This is a genomic window from Pseudomonas sp., from assembly GCF_033723075.1.
In the GTDB taxonomy this organism is placed as follows: Bacteria; Pseudomonadota; Gammaproteobacteria; order Pseudomonadales; family Pseudomonadaceae; genus Aquipseudomonas.
On record NZ_JAWVXU010000001.1, the window covers coordinates 508,477 to 524,739 of the forward strand.

The window sequence follows — 16,263 nt, forward strand, 5'->3', positions numbered from 1 at the left end:
CCATGCGTTTAATTGTCTTGCTAGTCGCCCTCTGCCTCGCCCTGCCCGCTCACGCCGAAGGCTTTATCAGCCGCCTGCTGCACAAACCGGTGCCCGGCGGCGTCGCCGTGGTCGATCTCGGCGCCGGCACCACTGCACCCAGCGCCAGCTACCAGGGCAAACCGCTGCTGGTGATCCACGAGGACGGCCAGCGCTGGATCGCCATCGTCGGCCTGCCCCTGAGCAGCAAACCCGGCAGCCAGCAGATCCAGGTCAACGGCAGTCAGACCCTGAGTTTCCAGGTCGCCAGTAAGCACTATGTCGAGCAGCGCATCACCATCAAGAACCAGCAGCAGGTCAATCCCAACGCCGCCAACCTCAAGCGCATCCGGCGCGAGCTGGCCGAGCAGACCCGCGCCTACCAGCAGTTCAGCGCCCGCCAGCCGAGCAACCTGCTGTTCGACAAGCCGGTCAACGGCCCGCTGTCCAGCCCCTTCGGCCTGCGCCGCTTCTTCAATGGCGAGGAGCGCAATCCGCACTCGGGTCTGGACTTCGCCGCCAACCACGGCACCCCGATCAAAGCGCCCGCGGCCGGCAGGGTGATCCTCACCGGCGACTACTTCTTCAACGGCAAGACGGTGTTCGTCGACCACGGTCAGGGCCTGATCAGCATGTTCTGCCACCTGTCGGAGATCGGCGTGAAGGTCGGCGACGAACTGCCGCGCGGCGGCGTGCTCGGCAAGGTCGGCGCCACCGGCCGAGCCACCGGGCCGCATCTGCACTGGAACGTCAGCCTGAACGACGCGCGCATCGACCCGGCGATCTTTATCGGCGCGTTCAAGCCCTGAACCTGGCGGGAGGGCGATGCATGAGTGGGCATAGGCCTTAACCTGCCCGTCGTGTGCGCAGGCCGGGCCATGCCGGCGGGCGTCAGCGAATAAATGCCTTGCTCACTTCGCGGAACAGTTCACTGCCGGCCTGCTCCAGCCATTCGAAGGCCACCATTTCACGTGACACTATGCTGGCACCCGCCTGCTGCATGCGGGCCAGGGCCAGCGCCTTGTCCGAGGCCTTGCGCGAGCCGACCGCCTCCGCCACCACGAAGACCCGCCGGCCCGCGGCGAGCAGGTCGAGCACGGTCTGCAGCACGCAGACATGGGCTTCGCTGCCGCAGACCACAAACTGCGACCGCTCACCGCCAAGCCGGGTGAACAGCTCGCCTTCGCTGACCGCGGAAAAGTGCAGCTTCTCGATGATGGCCGCAGGTTGGTGGCCAGCGCGCAAGGCCGGGATCGTCTGCCCCAGACCCTTGCTGTACTGCTCGGTGAGCAGCACGGGCACGCCGATGCGCTGCGCCACCTGCTGCAGCCACAGGGCATTGTCGGCCAGCGCCTGGCAGTCATCGATGACCGGGAACAGGCGCGCCTGAATATCGATGATGAGCAGGGTCGACGTCTCGGCTTTGATTCGCATCAACAGTCCCTCTTCATTGGCAGGTCACGACAACCGCGCAGTCGGCTCAACGCCTTCTCCGACACAGGTTCAACTGGCCGTTGCCTTGAGCCTCGGCAGCTTTTCCAGCCGGTAGATATTGCCAACCAGATCAGCGCGTCCCGGCCCGACCCCAGCACCATATGCGGTTTATCGAGATACTGCCAAGCGTGGACATCGACGTACCACACCGACTTGACGGGTTCGCCCTGGTGGTAGCCCAGCGTGGCCAGGCGCTCTTCCCACCGCAACGACTCGTCGCGTAGCGGCTGCTGGCTGCAGGCGGCGAGCAGCAGCGCGCTCACCACAGGATGCCCAAGGTTTTCGGTTTGCACATGAGTCACCTCCCGGCTGACAGCAGGATCCGCCGGCCAAACGGCCTGCCAGACCCGAGCAGGCAATGACCCACATGCGCAAGAGCCGAGGTTATTGCAGCGCCCCCTGGCTATAAGTCCTTGAGAAATATCGCGTCGCTTGACCAACCAGTCGTTTGTTAAGGTACGCCCTGGCCTCGTTCCGCAACCTTCGCGCATAGAAACAGATTACGCCCGACTCTCGGCTCCAGAAATACACGGCAATCCACCGAAGCACATGAGGAGCGATATGAAGCAGCAACTCGCCATCACCCTGGAATGGCTTGAACGCTACCCCGAACTGCACACATTGATCAGCCTGGCCCTGTTGCTGCTCGCCGCCTGGCTTGGCAACTGGGTGGTCAAGCGCATTCTCGTGCGCGGCCTGTGCCGCCTGCTCGACGCCACGGCTCTGGGGCGTAATGCGCAGAACCTGGATAACGAGCTGATCAAGCGCCTGGCCAACATCGTCCCGGCACTGCTGATCAGCGCCGGCGTGGGCCTGATCCCCGACCTTCCGGAAAGCCTGGTCAGCGTGACACGCAACGTCTGCAGCGCCTTTATCGTGCTGACCGTTGCCCTGGCCCTGAGCATCCTCCTGGATATCGCCAACACCCTCTACCGACTGCGCAACGACGCTAACCTGCGGCCCATCAAGGGTTACCTGCAGGTGCTGAAGATCGGCCTGTTCGTCATCGCCGCAATCTTCATGGTCGCCACCCTGATCGACCGTTCACCGCTGATCCTGCTCTCCGGCCTCGGCGCCATGGCCGCGGTGCTGATGCTGATCTTCCAGGACACCCTGCTGTCCCTGGTGGCCAGCGTGCAGATCTCTTCCAGCGACATCATCCGGGTCGGCGACTGGATCGAGATGCCGCAACTGAATGCCGATGGCGACGTGATCGACATCGCCCTGCACACGGTCACGGTGCAGAACTGGGACAAGACCATCACCAGCATCCCGACCAAGCGCTTTATCAGCGACCCGTTCAAGAACTGGCGCGGCATGCAGGAGTGCGGTGGCCGGCGGATCATGCGCAGCCTGTACCTGGACCAGAGCAGCGTCGGCTTCCTCAACCCGGAGGAAATCGCCCGCCTGCAGCGCATCAGCCTGCTCAGGCAGTATCTCCAGCACAAGCACAGCGAGCTGCTCAGCTGGAACAGTGCCCTGGCCGAAGACGGCCAGGAGCCGGCCAATACCCGCCGCATCACCAATATCGGCACCTTCCGCGCCTATGTGGAGCAGTACCTGCGCCAGCATCCGCAGATCCACCAGGACATGACCCAACTGGTGCGCCAGCTCAGCCCGACGGCCGACGGACTGCCGCTGCAGCTGTATTGCTTCACCAACACCATCGCCTGGGCCAGCTACGAGAGCATCCAGTCGGATATCTTCGACCACCTGCTGGCGATCCTCCCCGAGTTCGGCCTGCGGGTGTTCCAGCACCCCAGCGGCGCCGACCTGCGTGCATGGCATGGCGGGGCACCGGCCTGATGTGTCGGTGTGATTGCGCTTCGCGGGCGAGCGCAGTCACCCCGCGCAATCAATGCAAATTCTGGCCCGCCACCACGCAATAAAAAACCATATCAGCAAGTTACACGCGCTATATCACCAATTTTTCAGCAATGCTTGCCAGCTTTATCCACCCTGGTTAGGGTTGACGCCATGAACGCTAACCACCGCCTCTTTCTGCTGCGCCAACACGCCAACCTCTGCCTGGTCGGCCAGCGACTGCGTGGCTGATTCCTTACGCCAACGCCCCGTCCCATTTCTCAGATTCAGCCCGGCCCGCCGCTTGCGACCATAGCTAAAAGGAACTTCAGATGAGCATGCTCAAAGACCCGTCCAGCAAATACCGCGCCTTCCCGGCCATCGACCTGCCCGACCGCACCTGGCCGTCGAAGACCATCACCGAGGTGCCGATCTGGTGCAGCTCGGACCTGCGCGACGGCAACCAGTCGCTGATCGAGCCGATGGACGCGGCGAAGAAGCTGCGCTTCTTCAAGACCCTGGTGCAGGTCGGCGTCAAGCAGATCGAAGTGGGCTTCCCCTCCGCCTCGCAGACCGACTTCGATTTCGTGCGCACCCTGATCGAAGACGGCCATATCCCCGATGACACCTGCATCCAGGTCCTGACCCAGGCCCGCGAAGACCTGATCAGCCGCACCTTCGAATCGCTCAAGGGCGCCAAGCAGGCCATCGTCCACGTCTACAATGCCACTGCGCCGAGCTTCCGCCGCATCGTCTTCAACCAGGACAAGGCCGGGGTAGTCGCTATCGCGGTGAATGCCGCGCGGATCATCAAGAACCTCGCCGAACAGCAGCCGCAGACCCGCTGGACCTTCCAGTACTCGCCGGAGATCTTCACCTCCACCGAGCTGGAGTTCGCCGTGGAAGTCTGCGATGCGGTGCTGGACGTGTGGCAACCGACCCCGGACAACAAGGCGATCCTCAACCTGCCGGCCACCGTGGAAGTGGCCACGCCGAATGTCTACGCCGACCAGATCGAGTGGTTCGGCCGTCATATCAGCCGCCGCGACAGCGTGCTGATCAGCCTGCACACCCACAACGACCGCGGCACCGGCGTGGCCGCCAGCGAGCTGGGCCTGATGGCCGGCGCCGACCGCGTCGAAGGCTGCCTGTTCGGCAACGGCGAGCGCACCGGCAACGTCGACCTGGTCAACTTGGCGCTGAACCTCTACACCCAGGGCATCCACCCCGGCCTGGACTTCTCCGACATCGACAACGTGCGCAAGGTGGTCGAGGAGTGCAACCAGCTGCCCGTGCACCCGCGCCACCCCTATGTCGGCGACCTGGTGCACACCGCGTTCTCCGGCTCGCACCAGGACGCGATCCGCAAGGGCTTCAGCCAGCAGGACCCGAACGGCATCTGGGAAGTGCCCTACCTGCCGATCGACCCGGCCGATATCGGCCGCAGCTACGAGGCGGTGATCCGGGTCAACAGCCAGTCGGGCAAGGGCGGCATCACCTACCTGCTGGAACAGGAATACGGCATCTGCCTGCCGCGGCGCATGCAGATCGAATTCAGCCAGGTGGTGCAGAAGGAAACCGACCGCCTCGGCCTGGAAATGAGCGCCGCTCAGATCCACCAGTTGCTCGACCGCGAATACCTGCAGGCCACCACGCCCTACGCGCTGAAAGGCCACCGCCTGCAGGAAGAGAACGGCACCAGCGCGGTGGACGTGGAAGTTGTCAGCGAAGGCGAAAGCCAGCACTGGCGCGGCATCGGCAAGGGCCCGCTGGAAGCCCTGGTCGCCGGCTTGCCGGTGACCGTGGAGATCATGGACTACAGCGAGCACGCCATCGGCGCCGGCACCTACGCCAAGGCCGCGGCCTATATCGAGCTGCGGGTCAACGGCGGCCGCGCCCTGCATGGCGTCGGCATCGACGAGAACCTGACCACGGCGAGCTTCCGCGCCCTGTTCAGCGCCCTGAACCGCGCCCTGGCCCAGGCCGAGGCGCAGGCGGCCTGACGCAGACCGCAACAGCAAAACGCCGGGCATTGCCCGGCGTTCTTTTTTATAGGGTGTAGACGTAGCCCGGATTGCATCCGGGCTACGTCAATACGAAAGGGTCGGCATCCCGATCAGCCGGGAAACGCTGGCGATAGGCGGCCAACTGCGCCGCCGACAGCAGCACCCGCAACACCCCGGGCGCGTCACCCGCCTGCAGCAGGCTGTCGCCTTGGAAATCCAGCACCTGGGAGTCGCCGCTGTAGGCATGGCCCTTGCCGTCCTGACCGATGCGGTTCACCGCCGCCACATAACAGAGGTTTTCGATCGCCCGTGCCGGCAGCAGGCGGTTCCAGTGCTGACGCCGCGCCGCCGGCCAGTTGGCGGTATACAGCAACAGGTCGGTGGAATGCGGGTCACGGCTCCAGACCGGGAAACGCAGGTCGTAGCAGATCAGCGGGCGGATGCGCCAGCCCTTCAGTTCCAGCAGCAGCTGCTCTTCACCCGCCGCGTAGTGCTTGTGTTCGCCGGCCATGCGAAACAGGTGGCGCTTGTCGTAATGCGCCAGGCTGCCATCCGGTCGCGCCCAGAGCAGACGGTTGCGGTATGAACCGTCGGCCGCCTGGATGATCAGGCTGCCGGTCACCACCGCATCGATGCGCTTGGCCTGCTCGCTCAACCACATGCTGGTCGGGCCGTTTTCCGGTTCGGCCAGAGCGGCCGAGTCCATGGAAAAGCCGGTGCTGAACATCTCCGGCAGCACCACCAGGTCGGCACCGCGGGCCTGCTCCAGCAGGGTTTCGAAGTGCGCGCGATTGGCCGCCGGATCCTGCCAGGCCAGCTCGCTCTGGATCAGCGCCAGTTCGAGGTCGGGTTTATCGTTCATCTGGACTCCACTGCAGCTCACCGTACAGGCGCTAATAAGTTCGCAGCTACACCGCGCATAGTTTTTCCGCCGCCTGCGCCAGGGTTTCCTCGCGCTTGGCGAAACACAAACGCACCAGGCGCAGATCCTTGGGCGGCTGCTGGTAAAACACCGACACCGGGATGGCCGCCACGCCATGCGCGCGGGTCAGCCATTCGGCCATGGCCAGGTCGTCCAAGTCTGGGCGAATCAATGAATAGTCGACCAACTGGAAGTAGCTGCCGGCGGCGCGGCTGAAACTGAAGCGCGAACCCGCCAACAGATCGCAGAACAAGTCGCGCTTGGCCTGGTAGAAGGCCGGCAGCTCTTCGACATGCTCGGGATGCTCGGCCATAAAGTCGGCCAGCGCCCACTGTAGCGGGGTGACGCCGCAGAAGCTGACGTACTGATGGACCTTGCGCAGCTCGGCGGAAAGCAAAGGCGGCGCCACCACGTAGCCGGTCTTCCAGCCAGTGACGTGGTAGGTCTTGCCGAACGAGCTGACCACGAAGGCGCGTTGGTACAGCTCCTCATGGGCCAGCACGCTGGCATGCCTGACCCCGTCGAACACCAGGTGTTCATAGACTTCGTCGCTGATCAGGTAGATATCGCGCTCGCGGATCAGCGCCGCCAAGCGGTCCAGCTCGGCCGCCGGGATCAGCGCGCCACTGGGATTGTGCGGGCTGTTGAGGATGATCAGCCGGGTCCTGTCGCTCAGGGCATCGCCCAGGCGTTGCCAATCGATGGCGAAGTCCGGTAGCGCCAGCGGCACATGCACGCAGCGGCCACCGGCCAGTTCGACCGAGGGTTCGTAGCTGTCGTAACAGGGGTCGAAGACGATGACCTCGTCGCCTGGCCGGATCAGCGCCTGGATCGCACAGAAGATCGCCTGAGTCGCCCCCGGGGTGATGGTCACTTCGCTGTCGGCATCGACCAAACAGCCGTAGCTGCGCGCGATCTTCGCCGCGACCTGTTCGCGCAACGCCGGCAGGCCGGTCATGGGCGCGTACTGGTTATGGCCGGCGGCAATGTGCCGGCCGACCGCCTCACGCAAGGCCTGCGGACCATCGAAGTCGGGAAACCCCTGGGACAGGTTGAGCGCGCCGGTTTCCACAGCCAGCTGCGACATGCGGGTGAAGATGGTGGTGCCCACGTTAGGCAGTTTGCTGATGATCATCGATGACGATATCCCTGGACCAAGCGCCGAGCATGAGCGCTACTGATGCGGCAGGATAGCCCAACCCCCAGAAAGGCAAAAGGCACCCGAAGGTGCCTCTATAGAGCGTTGCCCAGCAAGCCTAGCGCTTATCCTTGCGCTTCTTCTCGGCCTTCTTGTGGTGACTCATCAAGCGGCGCTTCTTGTTCACCTGACGATCGGTGAGGGTGTTCTTGTTGCCCTCGTAGGGGTTCTCGCCACCCTTGAACTCGATGCGGATCGGCGTACCGACCAGCTTGAGCACGCGCCTGTAGGTGTTTTCCAGGTAGCGCACATAGGACTTGGGTACCGCATCGACCTGGTTGCCGTGGATCACGATCAGCGGCGGGTTGGCGCCACCGAGGTGGGCGTAGCGCAACTTGATCCGGCGGTTGTTGACCATGGGCGGCGCGTGATCGCCGACCGCGTCTTCGAGAATCTGGGTCAGGCGGTTGGTCGGCCAGCGGGTGATGGCCGACTTGAACGATTCCTGTACCGATTTGTACAGGTGACCGACGCCGGTGCCGTGCAAGGCCGAGATGAAATGGATGTCGGCGAAGTCGACGAAGAACAACCGGCGTTGCAGCTCGGTCTTCACGTAGTCGCGCTCGCTGGGCTCCATGCCGTCCCACTTGTTCAGGGCGATGACCAGGGAGCGACCGCTTTCCAGGACGAAGCCGAGCAGGTTGAGGTCGTGGTCGACCACCCCTTCGCGGGCATCCATGACGAACACCACGACGTTGGAGTCCTGGATGGCCTGGAGGGTCTTGACCACCGAGAACTTTTCCACCGCCTCGAAGATCTTGCCGCGCCGGCGCACGCCGGCGGTATCGATCAGGGTGTACTTCTCGCCATCGCGCTCGAACGGAATATAGATGCTGTCGCGGGTGGTGCCGGCCTGGTCATAGACGATGACCCGGTCTTCACCGAGCATGCGGTTGACCAGGGTCGACTTGCCGACGTTGGGCCGGCCGATGATCGCCAGCTTGATCCCGTCCTTCTCGCTCGGGCCGGGAATGCGCTTGGCCTCCTGACCTTCGAGGACGATCTCTTCTTCCTCGCCCTCTGCCGGCTCGGTCTCATCCTTGGGGAAGGAGCCCAGCACGGCTTCGAGCATCTGGGTGATGCCGCGGCCGTGGGCGCCGGCAATCGCCAGGGACTCGCCCATGCCCATGGAGGCGAACTCGGCGCGCGCCAGGTCGGGGTCGATATTGTCGACCTTGTTGATCACCAGAAAGCTGTGCTTGTTGCGCTTGCGCAGGTGCTCGCCGATCATCTGATCCGAGGCCGACAAACCGGCACGGGCATCGACCATGAACAGCACGGCATCGGCTTCTTCGATGGCGTGCAGCGACTGCTCGGCCATCTTCGCGTCGATACCCTCTTCGTCACCGGAAATACCGCCGGTGTCGATGACGATATAGGTTCGCCCCTGCCACTTGGCCTCGCCGTATTGGCGATCTCGGGTCAGACCGGACAGGTCGCCGACAATCGCGTCGCGGCTTTTGGTCAAGCGGTTGAATAGGGTGGACTTGCCGACGTTCGGGCGGCCCACCAGGGCAATTACGGGAACCATTAGGCTCTCCACTTCGTTATTTCAGAAAATACAAAAGCCGCTGCAGGGGCAGCGGCCGGAATTCACAGGGCGAAACGGCCAGCTGCACAGCCTTGCCGTGCAGCATAACCAGGCCCGCTAGCAGTGGTTCACTTGACGGTCAGCGCGACCAGTTTGCCACCGTTACCGAATGCATACAGCCAGCCTCCGACCACCAGCGGACGAGCACGCAGACCATCGCTGTCGATGCGCTCGCGGCCGACGAAACGCCCATCTACCTGACTGATCAGGTGCAGGTAGCCTTCCAGGTCGCCGACGGCTATGTAGCTGGAGACCACTTCCGGCGCCGACAGTTGACGACGAGCCAGTGCATCGTTGCTCCACAACGCCGAGGAGGAACGTTCGTCGATGCCTTCTACCGTACCGTTGGCCAGGCTGACATAGACGTTGCCGAAGCCCTGGGCCACACCCACCGAACTGGAAGCTTCGCGTTGCCACAGCACTCGCCCGCTTTCCATATCCAGCGCAGCGACACGCCCCTGGAAGCTCACCACATACAGGTTGCCACCCGACAGCAGTACGCCGCCGTCGATGTCCACCACGCGCTCAAGCTCGGAGCGCCCTTGCGGAATCGCCACGCGCTGTTCCCAAACCGGAAGACCGCGCTGGGCATCGAGGGCAATCACCTTGCCACTGGACAGGCCGGCGATCGCCAGACGGTTGGTCAGCACCGGGCTGCTGGTGCCACGCAGGGTCAGGACTGCCGGGGTGCTTTCAAAGATCCAGCGCTGGCTGCCGGTGTCGGCATCCAGGGCAATCAGACGATCGTCCTGGGTCTGCACCAGCACGATATCGCCATTGATCGCCGGGGCTGCCAGCACTTCACTGGTCACCCGCGCGCGCCACTTCTCCTCACCGGAGCTGGCATCGAGGGCAACGATCTCGCCCTTCAGCGTGCCGACAACCACCAGGCCGTAACCGGCACCGACGGCACCCGAAACCGGCAGATCCAGGTCTTGCTTCCAGATCACCTTGCCGGTCATGCGTTCGAGCGCCATGACCAGACCTTCGACATCGGCCGCGTAGATGCTGTCACCGTCGACAGCGGGCACCAACATGTTGAAGGTTTTGCCCTGACCTTCACCGATCGAGCGGCTCCACTCTTTCTGCAATACCACTTCTTCTTCGAAGTCAGGCAGATCGGCGGGCGGTAATTCCTTTTTACTGTTGCTGCTGCAACCCACAGCCAAAACGGCCAGGGCCAGCAGTGCGGCATTTTTCCAACGCATCACGTCACACATCCCCTTTGGCCAAATCGTCGAGCTTCATTTGCAAGCCACCCACAGCGGCCTCTTCGGCAAGCGCTGCCTTGGCTTTCACATAGGCGGCATAGGCGTCATCGCTGCGACCCAATTTCACCAACAGGTCGCCTCTGAGTTCTTCACGGCTGGCGAGATAGGCCTGATCGGCATCGCCCTCGAGCAGCTTGAGCGCCTCTTCATCCTTATCCTGCGCAGCCAGAACACGGGCCAGACGCTGGCGGGCCAACTCAGCCAGGGTGTCATCCACCGGCTTGTCGACAATCGCCTGCAACTCGGTCGCAGCGTCATCCAGCCTGCCGGACTCGACCGCTACCTTGGCGACGAACAGGCTGCCGTACTGGGCATAGTGACTGTCGGCAAAATCGCTCTTGAGCCTGCCGGCCAGTTCGGCGACCTTGGCCGGGTCAGGCTGGCCACTCGGGTTCAACGCGGTTTCCAGCAGTTGCTGATAAACCATCGAAGCGCCATGAGCCTGGTTGGCCTGGTACTTTTGCCAGCCCTGCCAGCCAAACACCACCACCAGCGCCAATACGCTACCGGTGAGCAATGGCTTGCCGTTGCGCTGCCACCAGTCCTTGATTACCGCCAGCTCTTCATCATCGGTACGCGAAACCACCCAGATACTCCTATTCGCTAAATCGCTTAACAGCCGTCAAGCCTGCAAGGCGCAGGTCGCCAAATGGTCGGCCAATGCCGCCCAGGCGATACTTTGTTGTTCACCCTGGCCCCGCAGCGGCTTGCAACCTACCACTTGCTGGGCCAGTTCGTCTTCACCCATGACCAAGGCGTAAAGCGCGCCGCTCTTGTCGGCCTTCTTCAATTGACTCTTGAAGCTGCCCGAGCCGGCATTGACCTGCAAGCGCAGACCCGGCAGCTGATCGCGCAGGCGTTCGGCCAGGGTCAAGGCCGCCAATTCCGCCGGCTCACCCAAAGCACACAGGTAGACATCGACCTGCCGGGCGATTGCTGCCGGCACTTTATCCAGGGTTTCGATCAGCAGCACCAGGCGCTCGATACCCATGGCGAAGCCCACACCCGGCGTCGGTTTGCCGCCCATTTGCTCGACCAGGCCATCGTAGCGACCACCGGCGCAGACAGTGCCCTGGGCACCGAGCTGGTCGGTGACCCACTCGAACACAGTCTTGCTGTAATAATCCAGGCCACGCACCAGTTTGGGGTTGATCACATAAGGAATGCCCGCCGCATCCAGCCGTGCCTTCAGGCCGTCGAAGTGCACCCGCGACTCGTCGTCCAGATAATCCGCCATCTTCGGCGCATCGGCCAGCAGCGCCTGGGTTTCAGGCGACTTGCTATCGAGCACCCGTAGCGGATTGCTGGTCATGCGCCGACGACTGTCTTCATCGAGCCGCTCGGCGTGGGTCGTGAGGTACTCGACCAGAGCCTCGCGGTAGACCGCGCGCGCTGCACTGGTGCCCAGGCTGTTCAGCTCCAGGGTGACCGCATCGCGAATACCGAGCAGGCCCCAGAGGCGCCAGGTCAAGATGATCAGTTCGGCGTCGATATCCGGACCATCGATATTGAAGACTTCGACACCGATCTGGTGGAACTGGCGGTAGCGTCCCTTCTGCGGACGCTCATGACGGAACATCGGCCCGATGTACCAGAGTTTCTGGGTTTGCCCGCCACCGGCCAGGCCATGCTCGAGCACGGCCCGCACGCAAGCGGCAGTGCCTTCCGGACGCAGGGTCAGGGAATCACCGTTGCGATCCTCGAAGGTGTACATCTCTTTTTCGACGATGTCGGTCACTTCACCGATCGAGCGCTTGAACAGCTCGGTGAACTCGACGATCGGCATGCGGATCTGCCGATAGCCATAGCCATCCAGCAGGCGCGCCACGCTGTCTTCGAAGTAACGCCAAAGCGGGGTCTGCTCGGGCAGGGTATCGTTCATGCCACGAATGGCTTGCAAGGACTTGCTCAATTCATTTCCTTAACAGTGTTAGCTGCGCACGATGACCGCGGCGTCAGCAGCGACCTTCTCGGCCGCCTTCTGGCGTATCAGCTTTTCCAGCTCATCCACCAGGTTGTCATTGCCCAGTTTCTGCGCCGGCTTGCCATCGATATAGATCAGGTTGCTCGGCGAGCCGCCAGTCAGACCGATGTCCGCTTCCTTGGCTTCGCCCGGGCCGTTGACCACACAGCCGATCACCGCGACATCCAGCGGCACCAGCAGGTCTTCCAGGCGGCCTTCCAGGTCGTTCATGGTCTTGACCACATCGAAGTTCTGTCGCGAACAGCTCGGGCAGGCGATAAAGTTGATGCCGCGCGAACGCAGACGCAACGATTTCAGGATATCGAAGCCAACCTTGATCTCTTCCACCGGGTCAGCGGCCAGGGAAATGCGGATGGTATCGCCAATCCCTTCGGCCAGCAGCATGCCCAGGCCCACAGCCGATTTCACCGTACCGGAGCGCAGGCCACCGGCCTCGGTGATGCCCAGGTGCAAGGGTTGCTCGATCTGCCTGGACAGCAGGCGATAGGCCTCCACTGCCATGAACACATCGGAAGCTTTGACGCTGACCTTGAAGTCCGGGAAATTCAAGCGATCCAGGTGTTCGACATGGCGCAGCGCCGACTCGACCAGGGCTTCTGGGGTCGGCTCGCCGTATTTCTTCTGCAGGTCTTTCTCCAGCGAGCCGGCGTTGACCCCGATGCGAATCGGAATACCGCGATCACGGGCGGCCTCGACCACTGCCTTGACCCGGTCTGCACGACCGATATTACCCGGATTGATACGCAGGCAATCGACACCCAGCTCGGCCACCCGCAAGGCGATCTGGTAATCGAAGTGGATATCCGCCACCAGCGGCAGACTGACCTGCTGCTTGATTCTGCCAAAGGCTTCGGCGGCGTCCATGTCCGGCACCGAAATACGCACGATATCGGCGCCGGCGTCTTGCAGGCGACGAACCTGGGCCACCGTTGCAGCCACATCATTGGTATCGGTGTTGGTCATGCTCTGCACGGCGATGGGCGCATCGCCACCCACCGGCACCGAGCCAACCCAGATCTTGCGCGTCAGGCGCCGTTTGATCGGTGAGTCACAATGCATCTTACTGCCCACCCAGCTTCATGCGCGCGGTTTCACCCGTAATATGAGGCGTCACATCGACCGCCTGACCGTTGTAGCTCACTTGCGCGCCCCGGGCAAAACCCAGACGCAGTTCCAGCGGCGCCTTGCCGGCCAGCTGCAATGTCTCGCCCTTGCGCTTAAGCTCGCTGAACAGCACCTTGCCACTGGCATCGGTCACTTGCGTCCAGCAGTCGGCGACAAAATTGATGCTGACCATGCCCTCGCCGGCAGCGGCGGCGGCGGCGAGAGTCTCGGAAGTACTGTCCGGCGCCGGGCTGGCGTCGGCAGTGTCAGTTGCGGGGGCCGGTTCGGCCTGAGCCACTTCGGCAGCGGGTTCAACCGTCGCAGCCGCAGCCCTCGCTGCCTGCTCGGCAGCGCTGTCCAGCTCTGCGCCCCCTGTCTCCGGGGTGGAGGCAGGCGTCAGTACCAGCTCGGCCGCCCCCTGGGCCGCCAGCACGGCCTGGTCCTCAGGCTCATCCAGAGGATGAATCTGCGTCGTACCATCGGCACTGTCTACTTCAACCTGCTCGATGCTGGTTACGGACGACTCATCCACATGCCGCAGGGTCTGCTCTTGCCACCAGTAAAAACCGACGCCAGCCAGCACCAGCAGCAAGGCAAAACTGACAAAGCGCAGGATGCTTTGCGAATAGCGCGCCGGCTCTTCGATATGGCCCAGGCTGTGCACATCGCTGCCCACGGCATCGCTGCCAGTGAACTGATCGAATTCCAGTACCAGACGACTCTGATCCATGCCCAGAAGCTTTGCATAAGCGCGCACATAGCCACGGGCAAAGGTATTGCCCGGTAATTTATCGAAGGTGCCGGCTTCGATCTGGCTCAGGCGCAACGGCGTGAGGTTGAGCTGGGCAGCTACTTCATCGACGGCCCAGCCCTTGCTCTCGCGGGCCTCGCGCAGTGACTCACCGGGATTGACGCGCTGGGTTGTTACAACTTCAGGATGCGCCGCTTTCATCATTGCTCCGACCGATATTGCTGATATTCCGGCGTACCGGGATAAAGACGTTTCAATTGCAGGCCCAGGCTGGCAGCCGTGTCACGGTCCTCGAAGATGGTTGCCAGACTCGCACCGAGCAACAGGCTACGCGCATTCTGCTCGGCCAACTGGCTGTAGCTATCGTAATAGCCGCGGGCCGGCACATATTGCATTTCCTCGTAGTGGATCACTGCCATCTCGAGTAGCGCCCGGGGCTGGCGGCTATTCAGGCGCAGTGAACGCTCGAAGTAAGCTTTCGCCTGCTCACGCTGATTGAGCTTGAGGGCAGTCAACCCGAGGTTCTCGAACACCCGCGAACGCTCGGGGTAAAGGGTATCCCGGGACGCTTGCTGATAATGCTCAAGCGCTTCCTGATAGCGCTCCCGCTCGAACAGGAAACCACCGTAGTTGTTCAACAGCCGGGCATCGTCGCTGCGTTGCGATAACGCCTTGCGGTAGTGCTCATCGGCCAGCTTGTACTCCATTTCACGCTGAAACACCAAAGCCAGTGCCGCATGCGCATCCGCGCTGGACGAGTCGAGCTCGAGGGCCTTTTTCAGCGGCACCTTGGCACGTTCGCCAGCACCTTGCTGCAGATAGCCAATCCCCAGCTGGATGTAGGCATCACGCGCACTCTCACGCCCCTTGTCAGTTCTCATCGGGTCGACATCACCAGTCGACACACAGCCGGCCAACAGGCTGGCGATTAACAAGAACAGCGCTGGGCGCAGGGTCATGGGTATCCTCTCTTCAAGTCTGATTGGCGGCGGAACTCGGCGTTTCGGCCTCGCTACTCAACTCACGCACGGCAATATAGCGTTCGCTACGGCGGGTACGATCCATCACCTGGCCGACCAACTGGCCGCAGGCAGCATCGATGTCTTCCCCGCGCGTGGTGCGCACGGTGACATTGTGCCCGGCTTTATGCAGCAGATCCTGGAAACGGCGGATTGCATTGTTGCTCGGCCGCTCGTAACCCGAATGAGGGAAGGGATTAAACGGGATTAAATTAATCTTGCAAGGCACATTTTCGAGAAGTGCGATCATCTCTTCAGCATGCCCAGGCTGATCGTTGATGTCCTTGAGCAAGGTGTACTCGATTGTAAGTACACGTTTCTCGCCGAGGCGCGATACATAACGCTGACACGCCGCCAGCAACATTGCCAGCGGATACTTCTTGTTGATCGGCACCAACTGGTTGCGCAACTCATCGTTCGGCGCGTGCAGCGACAGCGCCAGGGACACGTCGATGACTTCGCCGAGCTTGTCGATCATCGGCACCACGCCCGAGGTGGACAGGGTCACCTTGCGCTTGGAGATACCATAGCCAAGGTCGTCCATCATGATTTTCATGGCGGCGACCACGTTGTCGAAGTTCAGCAATGGCTCGCCCATGCCCATCATCACCACATTGGTGATGGCGCGATCGACCCTGGCCGGCACGCTACCGAACGACTTGTTGGCGATCCACACCTGACCGATCACTTCGGCGGCCGTCAGATCGCTATTGAAACCCTGCTTGCCCGTGGAGCAGAAACTGCAATCCAGTGCGCAACCCGCCTGCGACGACACACACAGGGTGCCGCGCGAACCTTGCGGGATATACACGGTTTCCACACAACTGCCTGACGCCACCCGCACCACCCACTTGCGCGTGCCATCAGTAGAGATATCTTCGCTGACCACTTCCGGGCCACGAATTTCAGCACAGGCCTTGAGTTTCTCGCGCAAGACCTTGCTGACGTTGCTCATGACATCGAAATCATCGACGCCAAAGTGGTGAATCCACTTCATCAACTGACCGGCACGGAAACGCTTTTCCCCGATGTCCTCGAAGAACTGTTCCATTTCTGCCTGGGTCAGACCCAGTAGATTGATTTTTCCGGTCGCTTCAGTCAT

General features: G+C 62.4%; 15 protein-coding genes. 3 read left to right on the plus strand and 12 right to left on the minus strand.

Annotated features, from left to right (window positions below):
* The first annotated feature begins 2 nt into the window (after positions 1-2).
* Positions 3-827, plus strand: a complete 825-nt coding sequence (locus R3355_RS02415; protein WP_318959898.1) for a peptidoglycan DD-metalloendopeptidase family protein — start codon at positions 3-5, stop codon at positions 825-827.
* Between the two features lie 82 nt (positions 828-909).
* On the opposite strand, the gene R3355_RS02420 is transcribed toward R3355_RS02415, so the two are convergent.
* Together R3355_RS02420 and R3355_RS02425 are read right to left on the minus strand one after the other, a co-directional pair.
* A complete protein-coding gene (locus R3355_RS02420) occupies positions 910-1,452 on the minus strand; it encodes a hydrolase (RefSeq protein ID WP_318959899.1) in 543 nt (180 codons plus the stop codon).
* The gene (locus R3355_RS02425; RefSeq protein ID WP_318959900.1) at positions 1,452-1,805 is read right to left on the minus strand and encodes a DUF6491 family protein; all 354 of its coding nucleotides are present in this window, start codon (positions 1,803-1,805) and stop codon (positions 1,452-1,454) included. Before R3355_RS02425 ends, R3355_RS02420 begins: the two co-directional genes overlap by 1 nt.
* Positions 1,806-2,073: 268 nt before the next feature.
* Here R3355_RS02425 and R3355_RS02430 point away from each other — a divergent pair, with 268 nt between their 5' ends.
* Positions 2,074-3,318, plus strand: a complete 1,245-nt coding sequence (locus R3355_RS02430) for a mechanosensitive ion channel family protein (protein WP_318959901.1) — start codon at positions 2,074-2,076, stop codon at positions 3,316-3,318.
* 329 nt (positions 3,319-3,647) lie between these two features.
* Positions 3,648-5,318: a 2-isopropylmalate synthase gene (gene leuA / locus R3355_RS02435; protein WP_318959902.1), complete on the plus strand. Its 1,671-nt coding sequence runs from the start codon at positions 3,648-3,650 to the stop codon at positions 5,316-5,318.
* An 82-nt stretch (positions 5,319-5,400) separates the two neighbouring features.
* On the opposite strand, the gene R3355_RS02440 is transcribed toward leuA, so the two are convergent.
* The 10 genes from R3355_RS02440 to rlmN all read right to left on the minus strand — a co-directional run bounded on the left by R3355_RS02440 (position 5,401) and on the right by rlmN (position 16,263).
* Positions 5,401-6,183, minus strand: a complete 783-nt coding sequence (locus R3355_RS02440) for an amidohydrolase (RefSeq protein WP_318959903.1) — start codon at positions 6,181-6,183, stop codon at positions 5,401-5,403.
* Between the two features lie 46 nt (positions 6,184-6,229).
* Complete coding sequence (locus tag R3355_RS02445; RefSeq protein WP_318959904.1) at positions 6,230-7,378, minus strand: pyridoxal phosphate-dependent aminotransferase; 1,149 nt, start codon at positions 7,376-7,378, stop codon at positions 6,230-6,232.
* Positions 7,379-7,499: 121 nt separating this feature from the next.
* Positions 7,500-8,972 (minus strand): ribosome biogenesis GTPase Der, encoded by a 1,473-nt coding sequence (gene der, locus R3355_RS02450; RefSeq protein WP_318947701.1) that lies wholly within the window; start codon positions 8,970-8,972, stop codon positions 7,500-7,502.
* Between the two features lie 128 nt (positions 8,973-9,100).
* Positions 9,101-10,252, minus strand: coding sequence for an outer membrane protein assembly factor BamB (bamB, locus tag R3355_RS02455; protein ID WP_318959905.1), 1,152 nt, complete (start codon positions 10,250-10,252; stop codon positions 9,101-9,103).
* On the minus strand, positions 10,245-10,889 hold the full coding sequence (locus R3355_RS02460) for a tetratricopeptide repeat protein (protein WP_318959906.1): 645 nt from the start codon (positions 10,887-10,889) through the stop codon (positions 10,245-10,247). The genes bamB and R3355_RS02460 overlap by 8 nt, the downstream gene beginning before the upstream one ends.
* A gap of 36 nt (positions 10,890-10,925) precedes the next feature.
* Positions 10,926-12,215 (minus strand): histidine--tRNA ligase, encoded by a 1,290-nt coding sequence (gene hisS / locus R3355_RS02465; RefSeq protein ID WP_318959907.1) that lies wholly within the window; start codon positions 12,213-12,215, stop codon positions 10,926-10,928.
* An 18-nt stretch (positions 12,216-12,233) separates the two neighbouring features.
* Positions 12,234-13,346: a flavodoxin-dependent (E)-4-hydroxy-3-methylbut-2-enyl-diphosphate synthase gene (gene ispG, locus R3355_RS02470; RefSeq protein ID WP_318959908.1), complete on the minus strand. Its 1,113-nt coding sequence runs from the start codon at positions 13,344-13,346 to the stop codon at positions 12,234-12,236.
* Position 13,347: 1 nt separating this feature from the next.
* On the minus strand, positions 13,348-14,343 hold the full coding sequence (locus R3355_RS02475) for a RodZ family helix-turn-helix domain-containing protein (protein ID WP_318959909.1): 996 nt from the start codon (positions 14,341-14,343) through the stop codon (positions 13,348-13,350).
* Positions 14,343-15,101, minus strand: coding sequence for a type IV pilus biogenesis/stability protein PilW (gene pilW / locus R3355_RS02480; protein WP_318959910.1), 759 nt, complete (start codon positions 15,099-15,101; stop codon positions 14,343-14,345). Before pilW ends, R3355_RS02475 begins: the two co-directional genes overlap by 1 nt.
* A 13-nt stretch (positions 15,102-15,114) precedes the next feature.
* Entirely contained in the window at positions 15,115-16,263 is a 1,149-nt protein-coding gene (gene rlmN, locus R3355_RS02485; RefSeq protein ID WP_318947688.1) for a 23S rRNA (adenine(2503)-C(2))-methyltransferase RlmN, read from the minus strand.

What these genes read in the sequence shown, in the direction of transcription:
- R3355_RS02415 (WP_318959898.1), top strand. Translation starts at nt 3, where the DNA reads ATGCGTTTAATTGTCTTGCTAGTCGCCCTCTGCCTCGCCCTGCCCGCT.
- R3355_RS02420 (WP_318959899.1), bottom strand. Translation starts at nt 1,452, where the DNA reads ATGCGAATCAAAGCCGAGACGTCGACCCTGCTCATCATCGATATTCAG.
- R3355_RS02430 (WP_318959901.1), top strand. Translation starts at nt 2,074, where the DNA reads ATGAAGCAGCAACTCGCCATCACCCTGGAATGGCTTGAACGCTACCCC.
- leuA (WP_318959902.1), top strand. Translation starts at nt 3,648, where the DNA reads ATGAGCATGCTCAAAGACCCGTCCAGCAAATACCGCGCCTTCCCGGCC.
- R3355_RS02440 (WP_318959903.1), bottom strand. Translation starts at nt 6,183, where the DNA reads ATGAACGATAAACCCGACCTCGAACTGGCGCTGATCCAGAGCGAGCTG.
- R3355_RS02445 (WP_318959904.1), bottom strand. Translation starts at nt 7,378, where the DNA reads ATGATCATCAGCAAACTGCCTAACGTGGGCACCACCATCTTCACCCGC.
- der (WP_318947701.1), bottom strand. Translation starts at nt 8,972, where the DNA reads ATGGTTCCCGTAATTGCCCTGGTGGGCCGCCCGAACGTCGGCAAGTCC.
- bamB (WP_318959905.1), bottom strand. Translation starts at nt 10,252, where the DNA reads ATGTGTGACGTGATGCGTTGGAAAAATGCCGCACTGCTGGCCCTGGCC.
- ispG (WP_318959908.1), bottom strand. Translation starts at nt 13,346, where the DNA reads ATGCATTGTGACTCACCGATCAAACGGCGCCTGACGCGCAAGATCTGG.
- R3355_RS02475 (WP_318959909.1), bottom strand. Translation starts at nt 14,343, where the DNA reads ATGAAAGCGGCGCATCCTGAAGTTGTAACAACCCAGCGCGTCAATCCC.
- pilW (WP_318959910.1), bottom strand. Translation starts at nt 15,101, where the DNA reads ATGACCCTGCGCCCAGCGCTGTTCTTGTTAATCGCCAGCCTGTTGGCC.
- rlmN (WP_318947688.1), bottom strand. Translation starts at nt 16,263, where the DNA reads ATGACTGAAGCGACCGGAAAAATCAATCTACTGGGTCTGACCCAGGCA.